Genomic DNA, 19,971 nt, shown 5'->3' on the forward strand with positions numbered 1-19,971 from the left:
AAATAATGGGATGCATTGTATGAAAATACTCATCATTGAAGATGATCGTGAAACAGGGCGTTATCTCGAAAAAGCATTTTTAGAAGCGGGGCATGCAGCTGATATTGCTTGTGATGGGGATACAGGTTATGCTTTGGCCGAGACAGAACGTTATGATGTTATGATTATTGATAGGATGTTGCCGCATCGTGATGGTCTTTCTATCATTTCTGAGTTACGTGCAAAAGGGAATGAAACTCCTGTCCTTATTCTTTCTGCTTTAGGGCAAGTTGATGACCGTGTGATGGGGTTGCGTGCAGGAGGCGATGATTATCTGACAAAACCTTATGCTTTTTCGGAATTACTTGCACGCGTGGAAGTATTACAACGGCGAAAAAATCCTAAAGAGGCAGAAACTGTTTATTGTGTTGGCGATCTTGAGCTTGATCGGTTATCACACACTGTGAAACGTGGTGAAATGAATATCACATTGCAACCACGAGAATTTCGTTTGCTTGAATATTTAATGCGTCATGCTGGTCAGGTTGTGACACGCACGATGCTTTTGGAAAATGTTTGGGATTATCATTTTGATCCTCAAACAAATGTTATTGATGTTCATATTTCCCGTTTAAGAGCAAAAATAGAGAAAGATTTTGATATTCCGCTTTTGCATACGGTACGTGGGGCTGGATATATGCTGAAAGCTCCAGACAAAAAAACATGAACTATTTAATCAATATGATGCGCACAACTGCGCTAAGACTTTCTGCACTCTATATTTTATTATTTGGATTGGTTGCAGCAGCACTTTCTATTTATATGATGGCGTTTTCTATTTCATTGTTGACAGATCAAACTGAACAGGCGTTACGTGAAGAATTAGGGAATATTGAAAGCGCTTATAATTATGGTGGGCTTGCTTTATTGGTGCGCACGATTGATCATCGTTCACGGCAACCAGGAGCATTTCTTTATCTTGTCACGGATCCTATGGGGCGTATTTTAGCAGGGAATGTTGCATATATTGAACCCGGTCTTCTTAACCATAATGGTTTTCTTCCGAGTTCCTTTTTGTATTCACGTTTTGGCGAGCATGGTCAAACAAGTAAACATCGTGCTTTAGCAATCATTGTTGATTTACCCAATGCTATGAAACTTCTTATTGGACGAGATTTGGATGAACCAGAGCGTTTTGCAATCATCATTCGTAAAGCCATGGTCATTGCTCTGGTAGCGATGGTTGGAGGTGCTTTATTAATATGGTTTTTTGTTGGTAGGCGTGCATTGCAGAGGATTGATCGTGTAACAGATGCATCACAGCGCTTAATGGATGGTAATTTTAGTGAGCGTTTACCTGTATCTGGGGCTGGTGATGAATTTGATCGACTGTCAGCTAACCTTAATGTTATGTTAGATCGCATTGAAGAATTAAATATTGGTTTGCGTCAGGTATCAGATAATATTGCTCATGATCTTAAGACACCCCTGATGCGTCTTAGGAATCGTGCTGAAGAAGCTCTTTCAGGGAAAAAAACAGAGCTCGAATATCGACAAGCGCTGGATGATGTCATTGCTGAATCAGATCAACTTATTCGTACTTTTAATGCAATTTTAATGATTTCACGCATTGAAGCTACCAATTCGATTGAGAATTTTGAGATCATGAATATGAAGCAGATTCTTGAAGATGCGGTTGAGCTTTATGAACCTTTTGCCGAAGAAGAAGGTATTTTACTTCAGCTAGGGCATACATTTGACAAAAATCTTAAGCTAAATCGTGAGCTTATTGCACAATCAATATTTAATCTCATTGATAATGCGATTAAATATGCGTCTGAAGGTGAGAAGAAGACAGAGATTTCTTTGTCTATGGAATGCTTTGGTGAACGTTTACGTGTTGTGGTTAGTGATAATGGTCCAGGAATTGCAGTAGATAAGCTTGAAAAAGTGACAGAACGATTTGTTCGTCTTGAAGAAAGCCGCACACAGCCAGGTTTTGGTATTGGTTTAAGTATGGCAAAAGCTGTTATGAAGCTTCATGGGGGCGAACTTATTTTAGAAAATGCAAATCCAGGGCTTAGAGCTATTCTATCATTTCCTTAATACAGGCTCATAACCACGCTTCTTTAGTGTGTTTGCTGTGTTTTTATATTTTAAATAGCATGGAAAATTGAAATATTTTTTCAAAAAGATACATAAGCGTTTAAAAAATGTGTCTCTTTTTTGTATTCACTTGATGAAAGTGGTGATCAATGACTGCAAAATATTAAAGAAAAAAGTGAAAAAGAAAATTTAGAAATTGTTAATTTCTTAGTTGTTTCACTGTGTATATGGGAAGTGATATTATAGGTTATCGTTGAGGTGCTAAATGGAAACAGATTTTCCTGTAGTGAATCATGACGAGAATGTTTTTAATATCTAATTTTGTTTAATCGGTATTGTGATGGTTACAGTTGTGCCGTTCTCTTCCTCAGAGGCGATTTCAAGTTTTCCTTTGTGTAATTCTAGTAAAGAACGGGAGATAGCTAAGCCAAGGCCTGAGCCAGTATGGGTTTTAGTAAATTGATTTTCAACTTGTTCAAACGGTTTTCCAAGTTTTTTAATGGCTGATTGAGGAATACCAACTCCTGTATCTTTAATTTTAAAAATAAGGTTATTTTTTTTCTGGAAAGCGCAGATATCAATACTACCGCCAGAGGGTGTGAATTTAACTGCATTAGAGATGAGATTAAGGAAAATTTGTCTCATTGCACGGCAATCAAGTTCTGCGTGGAGTTTTGGTGCAATATTGGCTGTAATGGAAATCTTTTTTTCTTGTGCTTGTGGCGTCAGTGTACGGATTGCTTCACTAATGATGGGTTCAAGATCAACATTTTTACAATCAAGGGTAAATCTTCCTGCTTCGATTTTTGACATATCAAGAATATCATTAATGAGTGTTAGAAGATGAGTTCCCGAATTGTGAATATCACGCATATATTCTTCATAGCGTTGTGAGCCAAGAGGACCAAAAGTGGATTGTAACATAATATCTGAAAAACCAAGAATAGCATTAAGTGGAGTGCGCAATTCATGGGATATATTAGCTAAAAATTCTGATTTGGCTTTGTTAGCACTTTCGGCTCGCTCTTTTTCCGCTTGCAGGCTTTTATTGAGTTTTTCAACTTCTGTTGCACGTTGCTGGGCATTTCCTCGTGCACGTTTAAGTTCTTGAATAAAAGAAAAAAGTCGTCTTTCGCTATCTTCAAATTTTTCTTGTTGTTGTTTAAGCTCGGAAATATCCGTCCCAATGCACACAAGCCCTCCATCTTGAGTGCGTCGTTCATTAATTTTAAGCCAGAAACCATCTGCTGTTTGTCGAATACTGGTCAAATTACCAGTACCATCATCTTCTTTGAGAAAATATTCACTAATAGCAGGGCGAGCCATGGCTGTAACAGTTGCACGTTGAATACCTGATTGTAGCATTTGTTTAGGAATAGCTGCATATTCGCAAAATTTACTATTAGACATAACCAGACGCCCCTCTGAATCCCACAGGACAAAAGATTCTGAAATATTTTCAATAGCATCACGGATACGAAGGTCGGCTTGTGCTGTTTGTTCAACAAATTGATGTTGTTCGCTAATATCGAAGGAAATACCGACTAAGTGAGGCTCTTCCTCTTCAGTAACTTCAGCACGAATACGCATCCATACATGATGACCATCAGCATGACGCATAGGGACGTTGATATCGATATGTTTTTTTTCACCACTCATTAATTCTTGAGCAAGATCAAAAAAATTAATATCAGTTGAATTGATAATGGCAGTGATTTGAGAAATTGATAGCAGGGCATCTTGAGGCACATAACCCAGCATTTCATACATTGCACGAGACCAATAAATACGTCCGCTTGCCATGTTCCAATCCCACAGTCCACAGCGTCCACGCATCATTGCCATATCAATGCGGTTTTGAATTTTTTCTGAAATCAAATCTGTATTGCGTGCTCGTGTAACTTGAGTATAGTAAGCATAGAGAAGCGCTAGAATAATACTGGCAGTTCCTATGAATAGAATTAGGTTTAATGAAAAGACTTTATGCCATTCCATGTAGATATGGTGCGTTTTTTCACTGATGAATACGCCATATTGGCCATTTTCTGTTTCATGAAATGACGCCAAAGCAGGTTCTTCCCCTATCATAATTTGCATTGCACCAGTATATTTTCCAAGAGTCCATAAAGCAGTGCTTTGAGGGATAAAATCTTGTAAAGGTTTTCCTAAAGTTATATCTGGATTTGATGAGGCTAAAACGTTTCTATTCTGGTCTATAATGGTGATCATAGTGTTGGTATTGGTGAGGCCTTCATTTTGAAAATTTATCAAAATATTTTGCAAATGATTATGAGAAAGAATAGCCTTTCTTTCTTTCTTCGTAGCAGAGAGTAAATCACGATTAATTATATTGATGATATGAGTGGTTAAAAGAGTAATTTTAGAGCGCGTATCTTTATCAATGGCATTATGCCAATCATAAATTAACACGAAGCGGATTGCTGCTAATACAATCAAAAACGTGATAATAATGAACGGAATAAAACGTCGCAGCCAAGGCTCAATAAATAACAGTCTTTTATAATTTGAATCAGAAAGATGATTAATATGTGCTGTTCGCGTCTTACAACTTTGAGCACTCGATTTTGCATCAGAGTGTGTTTCCGTGGGCGCGTTATACACGTCCAATTTCGCCATTTCTGGTTCCTTTGATCATGAACAATATGATTGAATAACCATTGCGGTACTCATAACAACCCAATAAGCACAGTGAATCAAAACAGGAGTCTTCTGTCTAGTCTTTTTTTAGAAAATTTAAAAAAAGAAATTTTTCTCTTATGATTATAAATTACGAGCTCTTATAAAACGCTTAAATACAGCCTATAAACAGATAAAAAAGATCTGTTTATAGGATTTTTATTATTAGATAGCTCTTTTTTTGTAATAAAATTATAATATATTGATTATAAATGTTTTTTAAGTGAGTATGCGATTGATAATATCCGCTACATCGCTTGATAATTTAGGTGCTGCTGCAATTGTTTTTAATGCCATTTCAAGTTTTTTCTGCCGAATGGGTTCCCACTGTTGCCAAGAGCGCATAATTGTTAACAAACGAGAAGCAAGTTGTGGATTTTTTTTGTCAATTTCTAGAATAAGTTGGCACAGGAAATGATAAGATGCACCGTCTATTCTATGAAAACTTGTTGGATTTTCAGTAGCAAAGGCACCAATTAAAGCACGAACTCGATTGGGATTGTCCTGTGAAAATAGTGGATGCTTCATGAGTTTTTGAACATGATCAAGTGTTGATTTTCCTGCAACTATCGCTTGGATAGAGAACCACTTATCCATGACTAAGGGGTTGTTCTTATATCGAGTTTCAAAATCACTTAAAGCATTTTGTGTTTGTTTGCTCTTGTTAAAGCGCTGTACTAAAATATTTAGGCTCGCTATGCGATCAGTCATATTATCAGACATTTCGTATTGTGTGATAGCGTGATCCGGTTTGTTTTCTGCGAGAGAAAGATAATCTAATATAATGTTGCGTAGTGCTCGTTTTCCGGTTTGCACAGTGTTTGGTGAATAAGGCTCTTTTATTTGCATTTGTGCATAAATTGTTGCGAAGAGTTCTTGATGAGTGTGTGCGATTGAAGCTAAAAATTGATTACGCACATCATAAATGCGATCTGGATCGATATTGTTAGTGAGTGTGTGCGCAAGTTCAATTTCACTCGGTAAACTTAAGCACAATGCACGAAACTCAGGTTCAAGATTTTCATCTTTGACAATGGTTGCGATCAATGTAAGCAGCTTGGAGGGCATGGCTATCTTTTCAAGCGTTTTATCCTTAATTGCTTGAATAAGAGTTTGAGTCATTAGATAATTAAGTGATTGCCAGCGATTGATTTGATTACTATCGTTTTGAGCAAGAAAAATGAGTTCACTTTCATCGAATGGTATATGTAAAGTAATAGGAGCAGAAAAATTCCGAAGCAGTGATAAAATAGGTTTTTCACTTAGTCCTCTGAATGTGAAAGTCTGACTTTCCTGAGAGAGCATCATAACATCTGATTGAATATTTTTATCAGCCTCATAGGTTAGTGGCTCCCCATTATGTCCCAATAAGCCAAAAGCAATAGGGATAAGCATGGGGCTTTTTTTGTTTTGTTGCGGTGTTTTTGGAATATATTGTTTCGCATGAATTGTTAAAATACCCTCATTATAATGGCTATCAATTTCTACATTGGGTGTTCCCGCTTGTTCATACCACAGCATAAATTGTGAAAAATCTTGGCCAGAGACTTCAGCAAAACAGGAGATAAAATCCTCAATAGTACAAGCTTGTCCATCATGTCGTTGAAAATAAAGATCCATACCTTTACGGAAAAGAGTTGAGCCTAAGATAGTGTGCACCATGCGGACTACTTCTGCCCCTTTTTCATAGACGGTCGTAGTATAAAAATTGTTGATTTCACTATATTGGCGGGGGCGGACGGGATGAGCTAGTGGGCCAGAATCCTCAGGAAATTGAGTAGCTTTCAACATTTTTATATTTTCAATTCGTTGTAAGCTGCGTACATTTTGATCGGAAGAAAATTCCTGATCCCGGTAAACCGTTAATCCTTCTTTTAAACAAAGTTGAAACCAATCCCGACAGGTTATACGATTGCCAGTCCAATTGTGGAAATATTCGTGTGCGATGATGCGTTCAATATTTTTATAATCGCGATCAGTTGCTGTTTCAGGATCTGCAAGAATGTATTTATCGTTAAAAATATTCAGGCCTTTATTTTCCATTGCTCCCATATTGAAGTCTGAAACGGCAACAATATTGAAAACATCAAGATCATATTCGCGCCCAAAACACTCCTCATCCCAACGCATAGAACGTTTGAGTGCATCCATTGCATACATTGCGTATTCAGCTTTTCCTTTTTCTACATAGATCCCAAGTTTGACACGTCGTCCAGATGCGGTAGTGAAATAATCTTTTAACTGGTCAAGATTTCCACCAACTAAAGCAAAGAGATAAGACGGTTTTGGATAAGGATCTGTCCAAACAGCAAAGTGGCGGTTATTATCCAAAGTTCCTGTTTCAACAAGATTGCCATTAGAGAGCAAGATAGGAGTTGTCTGAGAATCTGCTTCAATTTTTACTGTGTAAGTAGAAAGAACATCTGGGCGATCATAAAAATAAGTGATGCGACGAAAACCTTCTGCTTCGCATTGTGTGCAGTAGACCCCATTGGAAAGATAAAGTCCCATGAGTTGACTGTTTTGTGCAGGATTAATTTCCGTTATCAATTCCAATGTAAAAGGGGCCGCTGGTGGGCGTGTAATTTCTAGATATGATGGGGTGCTCTTATAAGCATTTTCAGCTAATTTTTTACCATTGAGAAAAATGGAAATTAGAGTAAGTTCATCACCAGAAAGTATAAGAGGCGTGAATTCTTTTGTATCGTTACGAGGTTCAATGAATAATGTTGCTGTAACACACGTTTTTGTGGGTTCCAGACAGAAGTTAAGCTGTATTTTGGGTATAGCGTAGGGTGTTGGTTGGTAATCTTCTAAACGATAAATGGGCGTTACTGGTTGTTTCATAGATTTTTTCCTGGTGATATTTTGAGATAGCAAAGATTGAAACAGTGTTGATGTTTTGAAAAAAGAAAGATCTAGGAATTACGAAAGGTTATTTAAACGATTTTTAACTTCTAGAAAGTCTATCCATGTGAGCTTTTTTTGACTAGGTGTTCGTAAAAGATAGGCAGGATGAAAGGTTGGCATGACCGGTATTTTAACTTTATCTTCTGTTTCATAGGTAAGCCATTTCCCCCTTATGCGGACAATTCCGCTTTGAGTTCCAGTAAAAAATTGTACAGCAGTCCCTCCCAGAGCTACCAGGATACGAGGGTTAGCGAGTTGAATTTGACGTTCAATAAAGGGGCGGCATAATGCCATTTCTCTTGCTGTTGGTGTGCGATTGCCCGGTGGACGCCAAGGAACAGTATTAGCTATGTAAACATTTTCTCTTGTTAGACCAATAGATGCCAGTATTTTGTTAAGTAATATGCCTGCCTTTCCTACGAATGGAATCCCTTGTATATCCTCTTCTCGTCCTGGTGCTTCTCCTATAAGCATGAGTGGGCTTCCTGCTGTCCCATCTGAAAAACAGGTATTTTTAGCTGTCATTTTTAATGAACAACCGTCAAAAGCCAAAAGAGCAGATTTTAATTCGTCGAGAGTTTTGGCATTTTTTGCCATTTCGATGGCTGAGAGCGCGTGTTGCGTTGTATCGGGATGATTAAGTGGAGGGGCATTGAGTTTTATAGTTGGTGGTGTTTGTTGATGGGAAGGGATATCACATGTCTGTTTTAATTTCTGCTCTGAAGAAGGAGATTGATTAAAGCGGTTAATGGGTTCATCCGCAAGCGCGGCATCTGCACCACTTTCTTTATAAAAGCTTAGCAATTCTTCATACGAGATTGGACATTGCGTTTGTTGTGACATTTCACTTTTTTATTTCATAGTTAACTGATTAATGAATAAACCAAGCAGAATTATTCTTCAAGCTTTATGATGAGCTTATTGTTTGTAAAGATTTAGAATATTGAGCTGATCGTAAGATTAAAATAAGTGATTTCTATTGCACTATAACGGGAAGTAGATTGCGAGAAATATAGCGAGGAATCTTATGAGACAATAAGAGCTATTAAGATTTTAATGATCTTTTTGGCAATGGGTTAAAAGAAGTGTGTGAATATACGCTTTTGCATTTTTGACAGCGTCAGTCATAGTTTCATTAAGTGCTAAACGCGTAGCAATAGCGCTTGAAAGAATGCAACCTGTACCCCGCATTGTTCCTTTTAAACGTGGAGCGGAAATATTGATAACTTCAGTTTGGCTAATTAAGCTATCTGTTGCAAATGGACCATCAGCATGCCCACCTTTAACCAATATATAACGTGGACCAAGTGAAAGGAGTTTTTTTGCTTGTTGCATTGCCTCTTGATGATTAGAGGCCAATGGACTTTGGCTAAGAAGAGCTAATTCTTTCATATTTGGTGTTAAAATGTCAATATGAGGAAGTAGTTTATTATTCATAATTTCTATAATTTTTTCTGTTGTGAGTCTTCCTCCTGATGAGGCGACAAAAACAGGGTCAAGAACAACAGGAATATGGTTGTAATTTTTTAGTATATTACAGATCTCTGCTATAATTTCCTGAGTGCCTGTCATACCAATTTTGATTGCACTTATTGGGTTAGCTTCTAAGGCTACCTGCATTTGTGCGGCAACGAATTTTCCGCTCATGGGAGCAATTTCAGCAACGTGGTTGTTATTTTGCACATTAACAGAGGTAATCGCTAAACTTGCTTTTATTTGAAAGTGTGCAGTCGTTTCTATATCACGAACAATACCAGCACCACCTGTTGGGTCGGTACCTGCAACAACAAGAATAGAGGGTATCAACGCCATTTTTGGGTTACTTTTATCCACTGTTGGACACGTTCTTTAGGTTTTTTATGTAAAATAATATCAGTGATAGCAGCGGCACTATTAGCCCCTACTTGCAAAACATTGATTGCTCGTTCTGGTGTTAAACCACCAATGCCAACGAGAGGTAAAGGGCCAATCAGTTTTTTCCATTGTTTGATTTTTTCTAGTCCTTGTGGGGGCCACTTCATTTTTTTCAAAATTGTTGGGTAAATAGGGCCAAGCGCAATATATTCAGGGCAAAAAGATAGAGCGATATCCAATTCATATTCATCGTGGGTGCTAAGACCAAATTTTATACCATTTTTACGGATTGCAGGAATGTCAGCATTGTTTAAGTCTTCCTGTCCGAGATGAATAAAATCGCATTTTTCATCAATGGCTATTTCCCAATAATCATTAACGATGAATTGTGCTCCAAATTGATCACATATATTTTTTGCTCGTTTTATATGGTGTCTTATGAGTTCTGTATCTTTATTTTTTATACGTAATTGCACAAGCTTTATCCCAAGGGGGACACAACGTTCGATCCAGTCAGCATTGTCAACAATGAGGTAAAATGGATCGAGTTTCATGAAAATACTGCTTTCCCAATGATGGGTGTTGAAGGCACAGCTACATCGCGTGCTTCTAGTATACCTGCTTTATAGGCCATATATCCCGCGTTAACAGCTTTAGAAAATGCTTCAGCCATCAAGACAGGATCACCTGATTTAGCGACAGCGGTGTTGAGTAAAATTGCATCATAACCAAGCTCCATAGCAATGGTAGCATGTGATGGGCGCCCAATGCCTGCATCAATAACAAGAGTAAGATCAGGAAGATAAGCTCGGATAGAGCGTAATCCATCTGTATCACGAGGGCCTTTGGCAGACCCAATAGGAGCACACCAAGGCATAATAACTCGACAACCAACTTCAAGGAGTTTTTCGGCAACGATGAGATCATCTGTTGTGTAGGCAAAAATTTGGAATCCCTCATTATTTAAAATTTGTGCTGCTTCAACTAAGGCAAAAATATTTGGTTGTAATGTATCCGGGTTACCAATAACTTCGAGTTTAATCCAAGGTGTTTTAAATAGATCGCGTGCTAATTGCGCTGTCGTAACAGCTTCTTTAATTGTGTAACAACCAGCGGTATTGGGTAGTATTGTGACGTTAAGTTCCTTAAGAAATTGCCAAAATTGTCCGCTATGTTTTCCCCCTGCAGTTTCTCGACGTAATGAAACTGTTACAATTTCTGTGCCAGATTTATCAATAACTTTACGCAGGATTTCTGGTGATGGATATTGAGCTGTACCTAATAAAAGGCGAGATGAGAATTCATGGCCATAAAAATTCAACATAGCTTCAACCTCCTTGCATTGGGCTTAGAATTTCAATTCTATCTCCTTCATGCAAAGCATATTGACCGCGTGCATCTGAAGAGACAACTTCAGAATTGACAGCAGTTGCTAGCCAATTTCCCTTATAACCTAATTCTTCAAGTAGTAAATTTAAATAGGTGACGTCTGTTTGGATTATTTCATCATTGACAAATATTTTCATACTTCATTCCAATGCTAATTTTACTGCTTGTTTTGCAATTTCTGGAGATAAAAGAAAACCATGTCTATAAAAGCCATTTATGGAGATATGGTTGTTTTTTTTGCTAACATGAGGGAGATTATCGGGGTAACATGGGCGTATTCCGACGCCAGATTCAATAATTTCTGCTTCAGCAAAAGCAGGATGCAAAGTATAGGCAGCATTGAGCAATTCCATCATTGATCTTGCTGAAATTGCGCTATTAAAATCGCTTTCAATCATTGTTGCCCCGATCATAAAAATATTATCTTGTCGGGGAACAACATAGAGTGGAAACCGTGGATGAAGAAGGCGAATTGGACGAGAAATTTTGATATCCGCACTGCGTAAGAGAAGCATTTCTCCACGTACTCCTCGTATATCTTTATCTTTTCCTAAGCGTGCTATTCCTGTTGCATCAATAATAATATCGAATTTTTTTTCAGAAATTCCTACATCAACAATATATGCACCATTTTTTATAAGAATATTTTTTAAAGTCAGAAGTGCCTTGCGGGGATCAATATGCGCTTCAGTCGCATAAAAGAGTGCGTGATGAAAACGCCCGTTGAGGTCAGGTTCAAGGTGAGCTATTTTCGTACTGTTGATGGTTTTGTGATTGTTGGTGCGCAATGAAAATCGTTCGAGCTCTGCTATGTCTCGTGTTGGTGCAACAACTAAAGTACCCCTTTGTTTTACAATTTCAGGGAAGATTTTACTCCACCATTGTATGGCTCGTATACCGAGATCTTCAACAATTTGTTCAGAACTCTCTTTTTCACAATAAGGTGCTAGCATGCCTCCTGCATACCAGCTTGCAGATCCTATAGGAAAATGAGGTGGAGCAGACAAGGTGATAGCAGCACCCTGTTGTTGTAACATAAAGGCAACTGTTAAACCGCCTATACCAGCGCCTTTGATAAGAATGTTTTTCAATCGTCTACTGTTTCTTTTATAGAAGGCATGACTTTCATATAGAGATCACCATTTTGTTGATACTTTTCGGCCATAGCAGCCATGCCTTCGTCTCTTGTTTTTTTTATTGCCACTGCATCACGGATATCGTGGGAAATACGCATTGAGCAAAATTTAGGCCCACACATAGAACAAAAATGCGCTAATTTATGAGCTTCTTTAGGCATTGTCTCATCATGAAAGGCGCGGGCTGTATCTGGATCAAGAGAAAGGTTGAATTGATCATGCCATCGAAAATCAAATCGTGCGCGTGAAAGAGTGTTATCGCGCAATTGTGCTCTGGGTAGGCCTTTGGCAAGGTCAGCAGCGTGGGCAGCAATTTTATAAGTGATGACACCAGTTTTGACATCATTTTTGTCTGGTAGACCTAAGTGTTCTTTAGGTGTTACATAACAGAGCATTGCTGTTCCAAACCAACCAATCATGGCCGCACCAATGGCTGATGTGATATGGTCATATCCAGGTGCAATATCAGTTGTAAGGGGGCCTAAAGTATAGAAGGGTGCCTCATTACAGAGAGCTAATTGTTGATCCATATTTTCTTTAATTTTATGCATTGGAACATGACCAGGTCCTTCAATCATGGTCTGTACATTTTTTTCCCATGCAATTTGGGTTAGTTCACCTAAAGTTTTGAGCTCCGCAAATTGAGCTTCATCATTTGCATCAGCAATAGATCCAGGACGCAATCCATCACCTAATGAAAGAGATACATCATATGTGTGTGCAATATCACAAATTTCATCAAAATGCTCATAGAGAAAATTCTCTTTGTGGTGATGCAAGCACCATTTGGCTATAATTGAACCACCTCGCGAAACAATACCTGTTGTGCGATCAATAGTTAGAGGAATGAAAGCTAATTTTAATCCTGCATGAATAGTGAAATAATCGACGCCCTGTTCTGCTTGTTCAATAAGAGTATCGCGAAAGATATCCCATGTTAGGTTTTCAGCAATACCATGTACTTTTTCAAGTGCTTGATAAATTGGAACAGTTCCTATAGGAACTGGAGAGTTTCGAATAATCCACTCACGAATATTATGAATATTACGGCCCGTTGAAAGATCCATAACGGTATCGGCTCCCCAGCGAATAGCCCAAACCATTTTTTCTACTTCTTCTGCCATGGATGAAGTGACTGCTGAATTTCCAATATTAGCATTAATTTTAACACGAAAGTTACGCCCAATAATCATGGGTTCGCATTCTGGATGATTGATATTCTGCGGGATAATGGCTCGCCCGCAGGCAATTTCATTGCGAACAAATTCTGCTGTATAGACTTCCGGTATTGATGCATCAAATGCTTTACTTGATGTCGTGTGCTGTTTGTTTTTTTCTATCAGACCTTCATTTTCACGTATTGCAACATATTCCATTTCTGCAGTGATAATACCTGCCCGTGCATAGGTCATCTGTGTAATGGATTTACCATTTTTTGAACGCAAAATAGGTCGTTTTTTTTCAAAGACTGGTGTCAGGTCTTTACCATGGGTAAAGCCATTATCTTCAGGTTTAACTAATCGAGCAGGGTAAGATTCAGTATCAGCACGCTCAGATAGCCAAGGTATCCTGATTGCAGGCAATCCTTTCGTGATATCAATGATCACATTTTCATCGGTGTAAGGACCTGAAGTGTCATAGACGTTGAAAGGACTCTCGCCGCTGCCATCTGTCAATAAAATTTTACGTAATGGCACGCGCACGTTAGGAAAGAGAAGGCTTTGTTGATAAAATTTGTGCGAAGAAGGAAAAGGGCTACAACTAACTGATGGAGTATGTTTTTGCACAAACTTTCTCTCTATAAATTTGTAATTCAATGGAAAGTTACAAGGTTAATCAGAATATATTTAACTTATTGATTGTACTCAATTTTAAATTGCCCGGTACAATGTCACTTTCATATCAACACATATTCGGAAAATTTAGAAAATTTCTCTTTGAGAAAATTAATGAAATATCTTTAATAATGTTTGTCGTACATACCCCAACCCCGATCAGAATATTCCACTTACACGGCTATCATCAGCTTAAATTCTTATATTGTCAATCACAAAGATGTGTTCTTAACGATTTTGGAATATTTTTTAGAATGAAGATAAAAATTATTATAAATCATGAATTACATATTTAAAAAATTCTCTTACAGGCTTAAAATATGAGAGGAAAGATGTCATATGAACGATGATATCTGATGTAAGAAGGTAAGAGATGGATAATCAACGCTGCATTTATGCGATTCATCATAAGGCTACAAATTAGTTTAAGACGTATAGCTAGCAAGACATGTGTATTGCCAAGCAATATAGGTGAGTATTTTCTAATCTTAGAAGATATACAATACTATCTTATAAATGTAAGTTCCTAAAATATAGAAGAGATTATCTTGACAGTCAGAAGCTGTATTTTCTGATAAATTATGTTGATAGGGTTTGTGAAGTATTTTCACAACCGTTCTAAGTTTATGAGAATATTTTTACAGTGCAAGATTCATTACTGACAAATAAAAATCAGTGATGCAAGTTTGTGAAATATTACTCTAATCATTACATATATTTTCAAATAAAAAAACTGGCAATTTACATTGCCAGTTTTTAAAAGAGAAGCCTTTTCTTAAAGTATTAAAATGAACGCTGAAGGCGTATCATAGTTTGTAGAGCGTTTTTTCCATTCAAAGCATGAGTATAATTTGGGGTAGAGTTTCGCTGTGCACTGTCTTGCTGACCTTTGAAAGTACGGTCATCTTTCCACGCGATATAGCTCACTTCAGGTGTAATAGTGAAACCTGGAACTAATGTGTATACAATATTGGCAGATGCTGAAAAAGTTTTTACAGCGCTGTAAGAAATTTGAGTATTGAGCTTCGCCTCTGGAGTAATTTGGTAGGTTACTCCAGTCCATGCAGCCCATTTTCCACCCCAGCCTGCGTAAATTGTTGTATTTTCTCGTGATAATACATTTTGCTCATCTGCTGTATAGTAATCAACATTAGTTTTATAACCCCCTGTTACCCATACGTTTATGTCATCATTAACTTTAAAATCTAAACGCGTTTTATTAGCCCATTTTTTATAATGGGAATCGTAAACAGTTATCGTTGAAACACCACCCCACCCTTGAACAAATTGTGCACCTAAAAGGATATGTGGAATATAGTCTTTCGTTTGTTTACTTAGAAGGTCATTATCAGCGACAATAGAAACTTGGTCACTTTTATCAATATAATAGTATTTTTTATCAGGGCCTATAGGATCTGAGGCATTGCCCAATTCAGCTCCGATAATAGCAGCAAACCCTGTGTTGCTGGCAAAAGTGTAAGAAACAAAATTGGTGCGTACATTGCCTGCTGGTGCTATAAGATCGTCATTTATGACTTCACCGTAACTGGTCCACGTACTAAAAATTGTATCATCAAGACCTACACTAAAACCACCAAGTCTAATATAGGCAGCATTAAGTCTTCCACCAGCTCCGCTTTTTCCATTTACCCAATCTGAGGTAAGTCTTGCATAAGAACGAAGTGTCCCTAATTCAGTTTCAGAAGCAGCTTGAAAAATAAGAGCTAAACGTGAGCTTACATCGTAAGTTTTTTTATGTTGATCTAAATCGGCATTAGTCTTTGCATCAACATCATGCCCTCCTTTAAAAGAGGCGCGAACATAACCCGATAATTTCATACATGTTTCTGTTCCAGGGATATAAAAATACCCTGCACCATATGCATCGCAAGCACGAAGATATTTTATAGATTTTGGCTTTTCAACAATATCTGGGGCCGCGTGTGCTCCAGAAATTCCTATAAAAGCCACTGTAGAGCATAAAAGCAAGGTTTTAATATTCATAACTGATCTCCCAGCAGTTTATTGTAATAAAGCCATAAGGTTATCTGTTGCGCTTACTAAAACAACAACATGATACCTTCAAATTCCTAAAGAGATAACCAATAATGATCTTTGTGAAATATAAAATATAAAATGATCTTTTTTTATGTTGTTCATGTGCTATTTTAAAACTCTGTTGTAAAAAAACAACATATTTGCTCTTTAAATACTGCAATTTTAATACTAAAAATTAATATTTATCTAATTTGGAAATCCAAAAGGAAAATTTCAGATTTTTTGAAAAAAATAGAAAATATCTTGAACTTTTTGCTAAGACCGTTTATGCGTCACCTTTGGAGAGGTGGCCGAGTGGTCGAAGGCGCTCCCCTGCTAAGGGAGTAGGGCTCAAAAGGCTCTCGAGAGTTCGAATCTCTTCCTCTCCGCCATTTGTCAATAAAGTCAATAACTTAGATTAAGATTAGGGAATTTGAAGCACTTTGATTTTATTGACTTTTTTAGAGCCTATCCCGCACTTTTTTGTAACTTTTTTATTGATTCGATAGCTAACCGTTTTCTCTCAACTGTCTTCAGTATAAAAAGATGACATGCTATCCCCGATCTATCTAAAATGTTTTTTAATTGTAAAACTCTGTAATTCGCACGCTTTCTGCTCCCGTTGCAGCTAATTTTCCTAATTTATGTGCTGATTTTTTAATGTCTGTTTACTTACAGGCTTTACGAAATATATTTGTCAAAGCTTTCTTTGATTAATTTTTGCTACCTTTTACTACAAATAGACGTTTTATTTTTATATCAATCAGGCTAGCTGCAAGTGTAGCGGCTAATTTAGGAAAAATAGAAGGCAAGACATCCGTTTGAAACTGACTCTTTTCTGTTTTTAAATGAATGATATTGTCTGTAACATCTTTTCAACCAATACGAACTGCATCCCGCGTCGCAAACCTGTATAAAGCAGCACATCAATTCATGCGCGTTCATGAATGCTATGGGGTTACTGACGATAATATTTTTATGTTCTCTTTTAAACTACGGAGTAAAACGTAAAATCATCTCCATTGAAGGACTTTGCTGATTTCACATTTTCTGCACTTATTTTATAATGTCAGGGAAGAAGCTTTTTGCACCTCTACATTTTTGCAAAATCTGAACAAAGGCTATTATAAAGCAGTACCAATTGAATTGCAGAAATGAATCAGAGCAGGTGAAAAAAAATTGCAAGGTTTTCACTAATCTCTGTGCAGCAGAAACAGGTCTGTGGGGCAGAGGAGTTTATATTTTTTTAAAATTGTCAAAGAGTCGAAACAAAATAGTCGACATACTCTATTTAAATAAAGCGGAAATTTTGGCTTTTAAAGCAAGAAATTCTAGACTTATCATTGGAGCCTTATCAAGTTTTACAGGGCTTTTTTCAAGAAAAGGTCTGTGGCTTTGTGCAATAGGTTCTAAATATTGACTATAATTTTGGTGGTTTGTATAAGGATTTTTTCATTGCAAAATGCTTCCAGGAAGAGTGCTTATGGTTTTGTTGAAAAAATATCTTGTGATTATTCTAAGAGCTTTATCTGCTTTTTTTGTGGCTTTAGTGAAAGCCTTTTGCGCTAGTAAAAAAGCTGAACAGCATAAGCGAACAAAGCATGAATTAAAGATGGCGGTAACGCGGCTTGAGGTAGAAAATGATATTAATCAGAAAAGTGATGCTGATGTACGTGCTGATCTCTCTCGGTGGTTGCGCGATAAATGAACGTTTTTCCTGTGTTGGTTGGTTACCAATTTATTTAGAGCGCCAAGATTTGGATGTGATCAGCACAAATTTGGCGAGAGACATCTTAAAGCACAATACGCAAGGTGAACGTTTATGTGGTTGGCAACGTGGCAAGAAAACAAGGTAACAAGAATGTAGAGCTCACAGAAATCAGAAAAGATTCTACAAGAGGTGATGAATATTTACAAGGGTGCAAAAATGATGTCTCACTTTATGTAATGGATGGTAATGATTATATTTTTGTTCATTTTTGATTTTGAGAGTTTTGATTAATGCACTTAACACGATTTTCATGCATTTAAAGAAATGGAGCTCTCAAAAACATGAAAGGCTATGCTATCATATTCTTCATTGGATAGCACATCTACCACTACCACACTGATTAAGGAGAGAAGCTCTTGGCAATTGTCCATTGCCTCTTCTATGATCTCCTTCTCCGGTGCAATTTCTCTGGGATATGTAAAAATTCAGAGAAATTTCGTCTCTCCAAGCTATTTGATATGTCACAAGTGAATAAAGTGTTCGCGTGCCCCCGAGTGAGAGTTCAGATATCAATGGATCTACATCTCTTGTTGCAGTAACAGCTCTCCTGAATTCGTCCCAACTTATATTAGCTGCATTTGTAGGGATTATTACGAGCCCTTCCTCTGTCCTTAAAATAGGTTGGACATGACCAACTGTACTTGTACGATCTCTATTAGATCTGATAATTACGACATACCAAAGTGTTCCAGGAGGAAAACGCAACAGCTTGCGAAGTTCACTTCTTATTTCATCTTCTGTTGTTGCAAGATTTGAAGGCCTCCAGTCGTATCTGGGTAACAGTATTAATGCTATTGCACGACTTACTCTACTTGTTCTTGTAAAAACATTTTCGTTTGCACGCCAAGGTACTGTATTATAGGAAATTGTTGCTTCAAGTCTTTCTGTAAGCACAGGAAATCTATTGCGAAATGAGATAAATGGATCCACACCTGGACGCGTATTAAAGAAATATCCTCCAGTTTGACGAGGTCCACTTATATGATCTTCCTGTAATTCAGCAAGCATTTGCATAGTATGCAGCATACAGACTCCGCAAAAGGAAATTTTGGGTGAGGAACCAGGAATATTGCTTCTCGCAATATCCCAGAGTCTTTTCATCCATTGTTCAGTAAGCTGAAAGTCAGAAGGTAAAGACCGTTTTGTTCGTGTTTTAGCGGTAGAAACCTGTGTAGCGTTTTTCTTTTTTCCAGGGGCAGGGCAATAAGTCAGTGTCTCTCCTAAATTCCCATTCACATAACGGTTCCATCTTTCAATATCCCTAGATAAGGTAAAACTCGATAGGGGTGAGTGGGTGGTATCTTTCTCAATATAACTCTTACTCACTGTGTAAGGCACTCCCCAATGAGAACCATAGCGAGCAACTCTTAACACATTGCCTTTATAATCCAAAATGATACCTTCAGTTCCGTTTAACTGAGAAAGATCCCAGTAAGCAGAGTTCTTACTTGAAGGAACAGTATCCGTGCAAGGTTGCCATGTAACCCAATTCCAATCCTCTCCGGCCGATTGTTGTGACACCATACAATAAAAACCCCCAAAGGCGGTGTAATATTGCGCGATATGGCCATTTTCTGGATTGTAATAAAGAAGAGCTGGAGTTTCAGATTCTATAGATACATTGTTACGAAGATAATAGAAACGAAACGCAGGAGGGTATTGAGTGACATATGCCCATCCTACAAATGTCTTAGAACTGAGATTTCCAGGAGGAGAAATCGTTTGCGTCCATGCCATCATTTCAAAAGTTAAATGATGGTCATAATAGTCTTTCTCGTTCTTTGAAATATAGGCATACCATTTATGGTCTTTAACACGAAATCTTCCATCGGCTGTGTGGAAGCTTCTGTCTTTAATGATCCAGCGTTGATTGGGATTATTGATCACACAGGGTCTTAATAAAAGGTATCCCCAGTCAGCTGTGGATTTTCCTTCAAGACCTGTAACGGAATTAGGGGCGGTCATGCACAGCCAAACACCATCAATATTCCAAGACACTCTTTGAAACAGGTCATGGCGAGCTTTTTTAACGTAAGGAGAATTGCATTTATCGATATAAACGTAGCCGTCCCCTTCTGTAAAGATAGGAGCATAACAGTACTGTTCCCCATTATGGAGCTTAACGCCGATAATCTTATCATTAGGATGGTCCGTAGGGGTTTGCAGGACTTGAGCAGGAATAGGTGCGGAAAAAGAAGTATGAAGAGACAATAAGAGGCTAAACAAGAACAACAACAGCCTCAATTTCATTGTGTGC

14 protein-coding genes and 1 tRNA gene are annotated in these 19,971 nt (G+C 37.7%); 4 read left to right on the plus strand and 11 right to left on the minus strand.

The genetic code is table 11. The features are described from left to right. Positions 1–19: 19 nt before the first annotated feature. Positions 20–706: a response regulator transcription factor gene (locus BARBAKC583_RS02100; RefSeq protein ID WP_005766474.1), complete on the plus strand. Its 687-nt coding sequence runs from the start codon at positions 20–22 to the stop codon at positions 704–706. Continuing rightward, positions 703–2,085: a sensor histidine kinase gene (locus BARBAKC583_RS02105; RefSeq protein ID WP_005766476.1), complete on the plus strand. Its 1,383-nt coding sequence runs from the start codon at positions 703–705 to the stop codon at positions 2,083–2,085. The genes BARBAKC583_RS02100 and BARBAKC583_RS02105 overlap by 4 nt, the downstream gene beginning before the upstream one ends. Before the next feature lie 315 nt (positions 2,086–2,400). Here the strand turns inward: BARBAKC583_RS02105 and BARBAKC583_RS02110 are convergent, their stop codons facing one another. From BARBAKC583_RS02110 to BARBAKC583_RS02155, 10 genes are all read right to left on the minus strand, one after another. After that, complete coding sequence (locus BARBAKC583_RS02110; RefSeq protein WP_005766478.1) at positions 2,401–4,722, minus strand: sensor histidine kinase; 2,322 nt, start codon at positions 4,720–4,722, stop codon at positions 2,401–2,403. 279 nt (positions 4,723–5,001) lie between these two features. Beyond that, positions 5,002–7,629, minus strand: coding sequence for an aminopeptidase N (pepN, locus tag BARBAKC583_RS02115; RefSeq protein WP_005766480.1), 2,628 nt, complete (start codon positions 7,627–7,629; stop codon positions 5,002–5,004). A gap of 78 nt (positions 7,630–7,707) precedes the next feature. Continuing rightward, a complete protein-coding gene (locus tag BARBAKC583_RS02120; RefSeq protein WP_011807325.1) occupies positions 7,708–8,535 on the minus strand; it encodes a uracil-DNA glycosylase in 828 nt (275 codons plus the stop codon). 210 nt (positions 8,536–8,745) lie between these two features. After that, complete coding sequence (locus BARBAKC583_RS02125) at positions 8,746–9,504, minus strand: hydroxymethylpyrimidine/phosphomethylpyrimidine kinase (RefSeq protein ID WP_005766483.1); 759 nt, start codon at positions 9,502–9,504, stop codon at positions 8,746–8,748. Further along, on the minus strand, positions 9,495–10,100 hold the full coding sequence (locus BARBAKC583_RS02130) for a thiamine phosphate synthase (protein WP_005766485.1): 606 nt from the start codon (positions 10,098–10,100) through the stop codon (positions 9,495–9,497). Before BARBAKC583_RS02130 ends, BARBAKC583_RS02125 begins: the two co-directional genes overlap by 10 nt. Beyond that, complete coding sequence (locus tag BARBAKC583_RS02135; protein WP_005766487.1) at positions 10,097–10,870, minus strand: thiazole synthase; 774 nt, start codon at positions 10,868–10,870, stop codon at positions 10,097–10,099. Before BARBAKC583_RS02135 ends, BARBAKC583_RS02130 begins: the two co-directional genes overlap by 4 nt. A gap of 4 nt (positions 10,871–10,874) precedes the next feature. After that, entirely contained in the window at positions 10,875–11,072 is a 198-nt protein-coding gene (gene thiS, locus BARBAKC583_RS02140) for a sulfur carrier protein ThiS (RefSeq protein ID WP_005766489.1), read from the minus strand. A 3-nt stretch (positions 11,073–11,075) separates the two neighbouring features. Continuing rightward, positions 11,076–12,026, minus strand: coding sequence for an FAD-dependent oxidoreductase (locus tag BARBAKC583_RS02145; protein ID WP_005766490.1), 951 nt, complete (start codon positions 12,024–12,026; stop codon positions 11,076–11,078). Further along, the gene (gene thiC / locus BARBAKC583_RS02150; protein ID WP_005766492.1) at positions 12,023–13,858 is read right to left on the minus strand and encodes a phosphomethylpyrimidine synthase ThiC; all 1,836 of its coding nucleotides are present in this window, start codon (positions 13,856–13,858) and stop codon (positions 12,023–12,025) included. The genes BARBAKC583_RS02145 and thiC overlap by 4 nt, the downstream gene beginning before the upstream one ends. A gap of 831 nt (positions 13,859–14,689) precedes the next feature. Then, positions 14,690–15,910, minus strand: coding sequence for a porin (locus BARBAKC583_RS02155; RefSeq protein WP_005766494.1), 1,221 nt, complete (start codon positions 15,908–15,910; stop codon positions 14,690–14,692). A gap of 334 nt (positions 15,911–16,244) precedes the next feature. On the opposite strand from BARBAKC583_RS02155, the gene BARBAKC583_RS02160 reads away from it, so the two are divergent. After that, positions 16,245–16,335, plus strand: a tRNA-Ser gene (locus BARBAKC583_RS02160). Positions 16,336–17,426: 1,091 nt separating this feature from the next. Then, positions 17,427–17,651, plus strand: a complete 225-nt coding sequence (locus BARBAKC583_RS02175) for a hypothetical protein (RefSeq protein WP_011807326.1) — start codon at positions 17,427–17,429, stop codon at positions 17,649–17,651. Between the two features lie 369 nt (positions 17,652–18,020). Here the strand turns inward: BARBAKC583_RS02175 and BARBAKC583_RS02185 are convergent, their stop codons facing one another. Beyond that, positions 18,021–19,964, minus strand: coding sequence for a DUF1561 family protein (locus tag BARBAKC583_RS02185; protein WP_005766502.1), 1,944 nt, complete (start codon positions 19,962–19,964; stop codon positions 18,021–18,023). Positions 19,965–19,971 lie beyond the last annotated feature (7 nt).

The organism is Bartonella bacilliformis KC583 (assembly GCF_000015445.1).
GTDB classification, from domain to species: domain Bacteria; phylum Pseudomonadota; class Alphaproteobacteria; order Rhizobiales; family Rhizobiaceae; genus Bartonella; species Bartonella bacilliformis.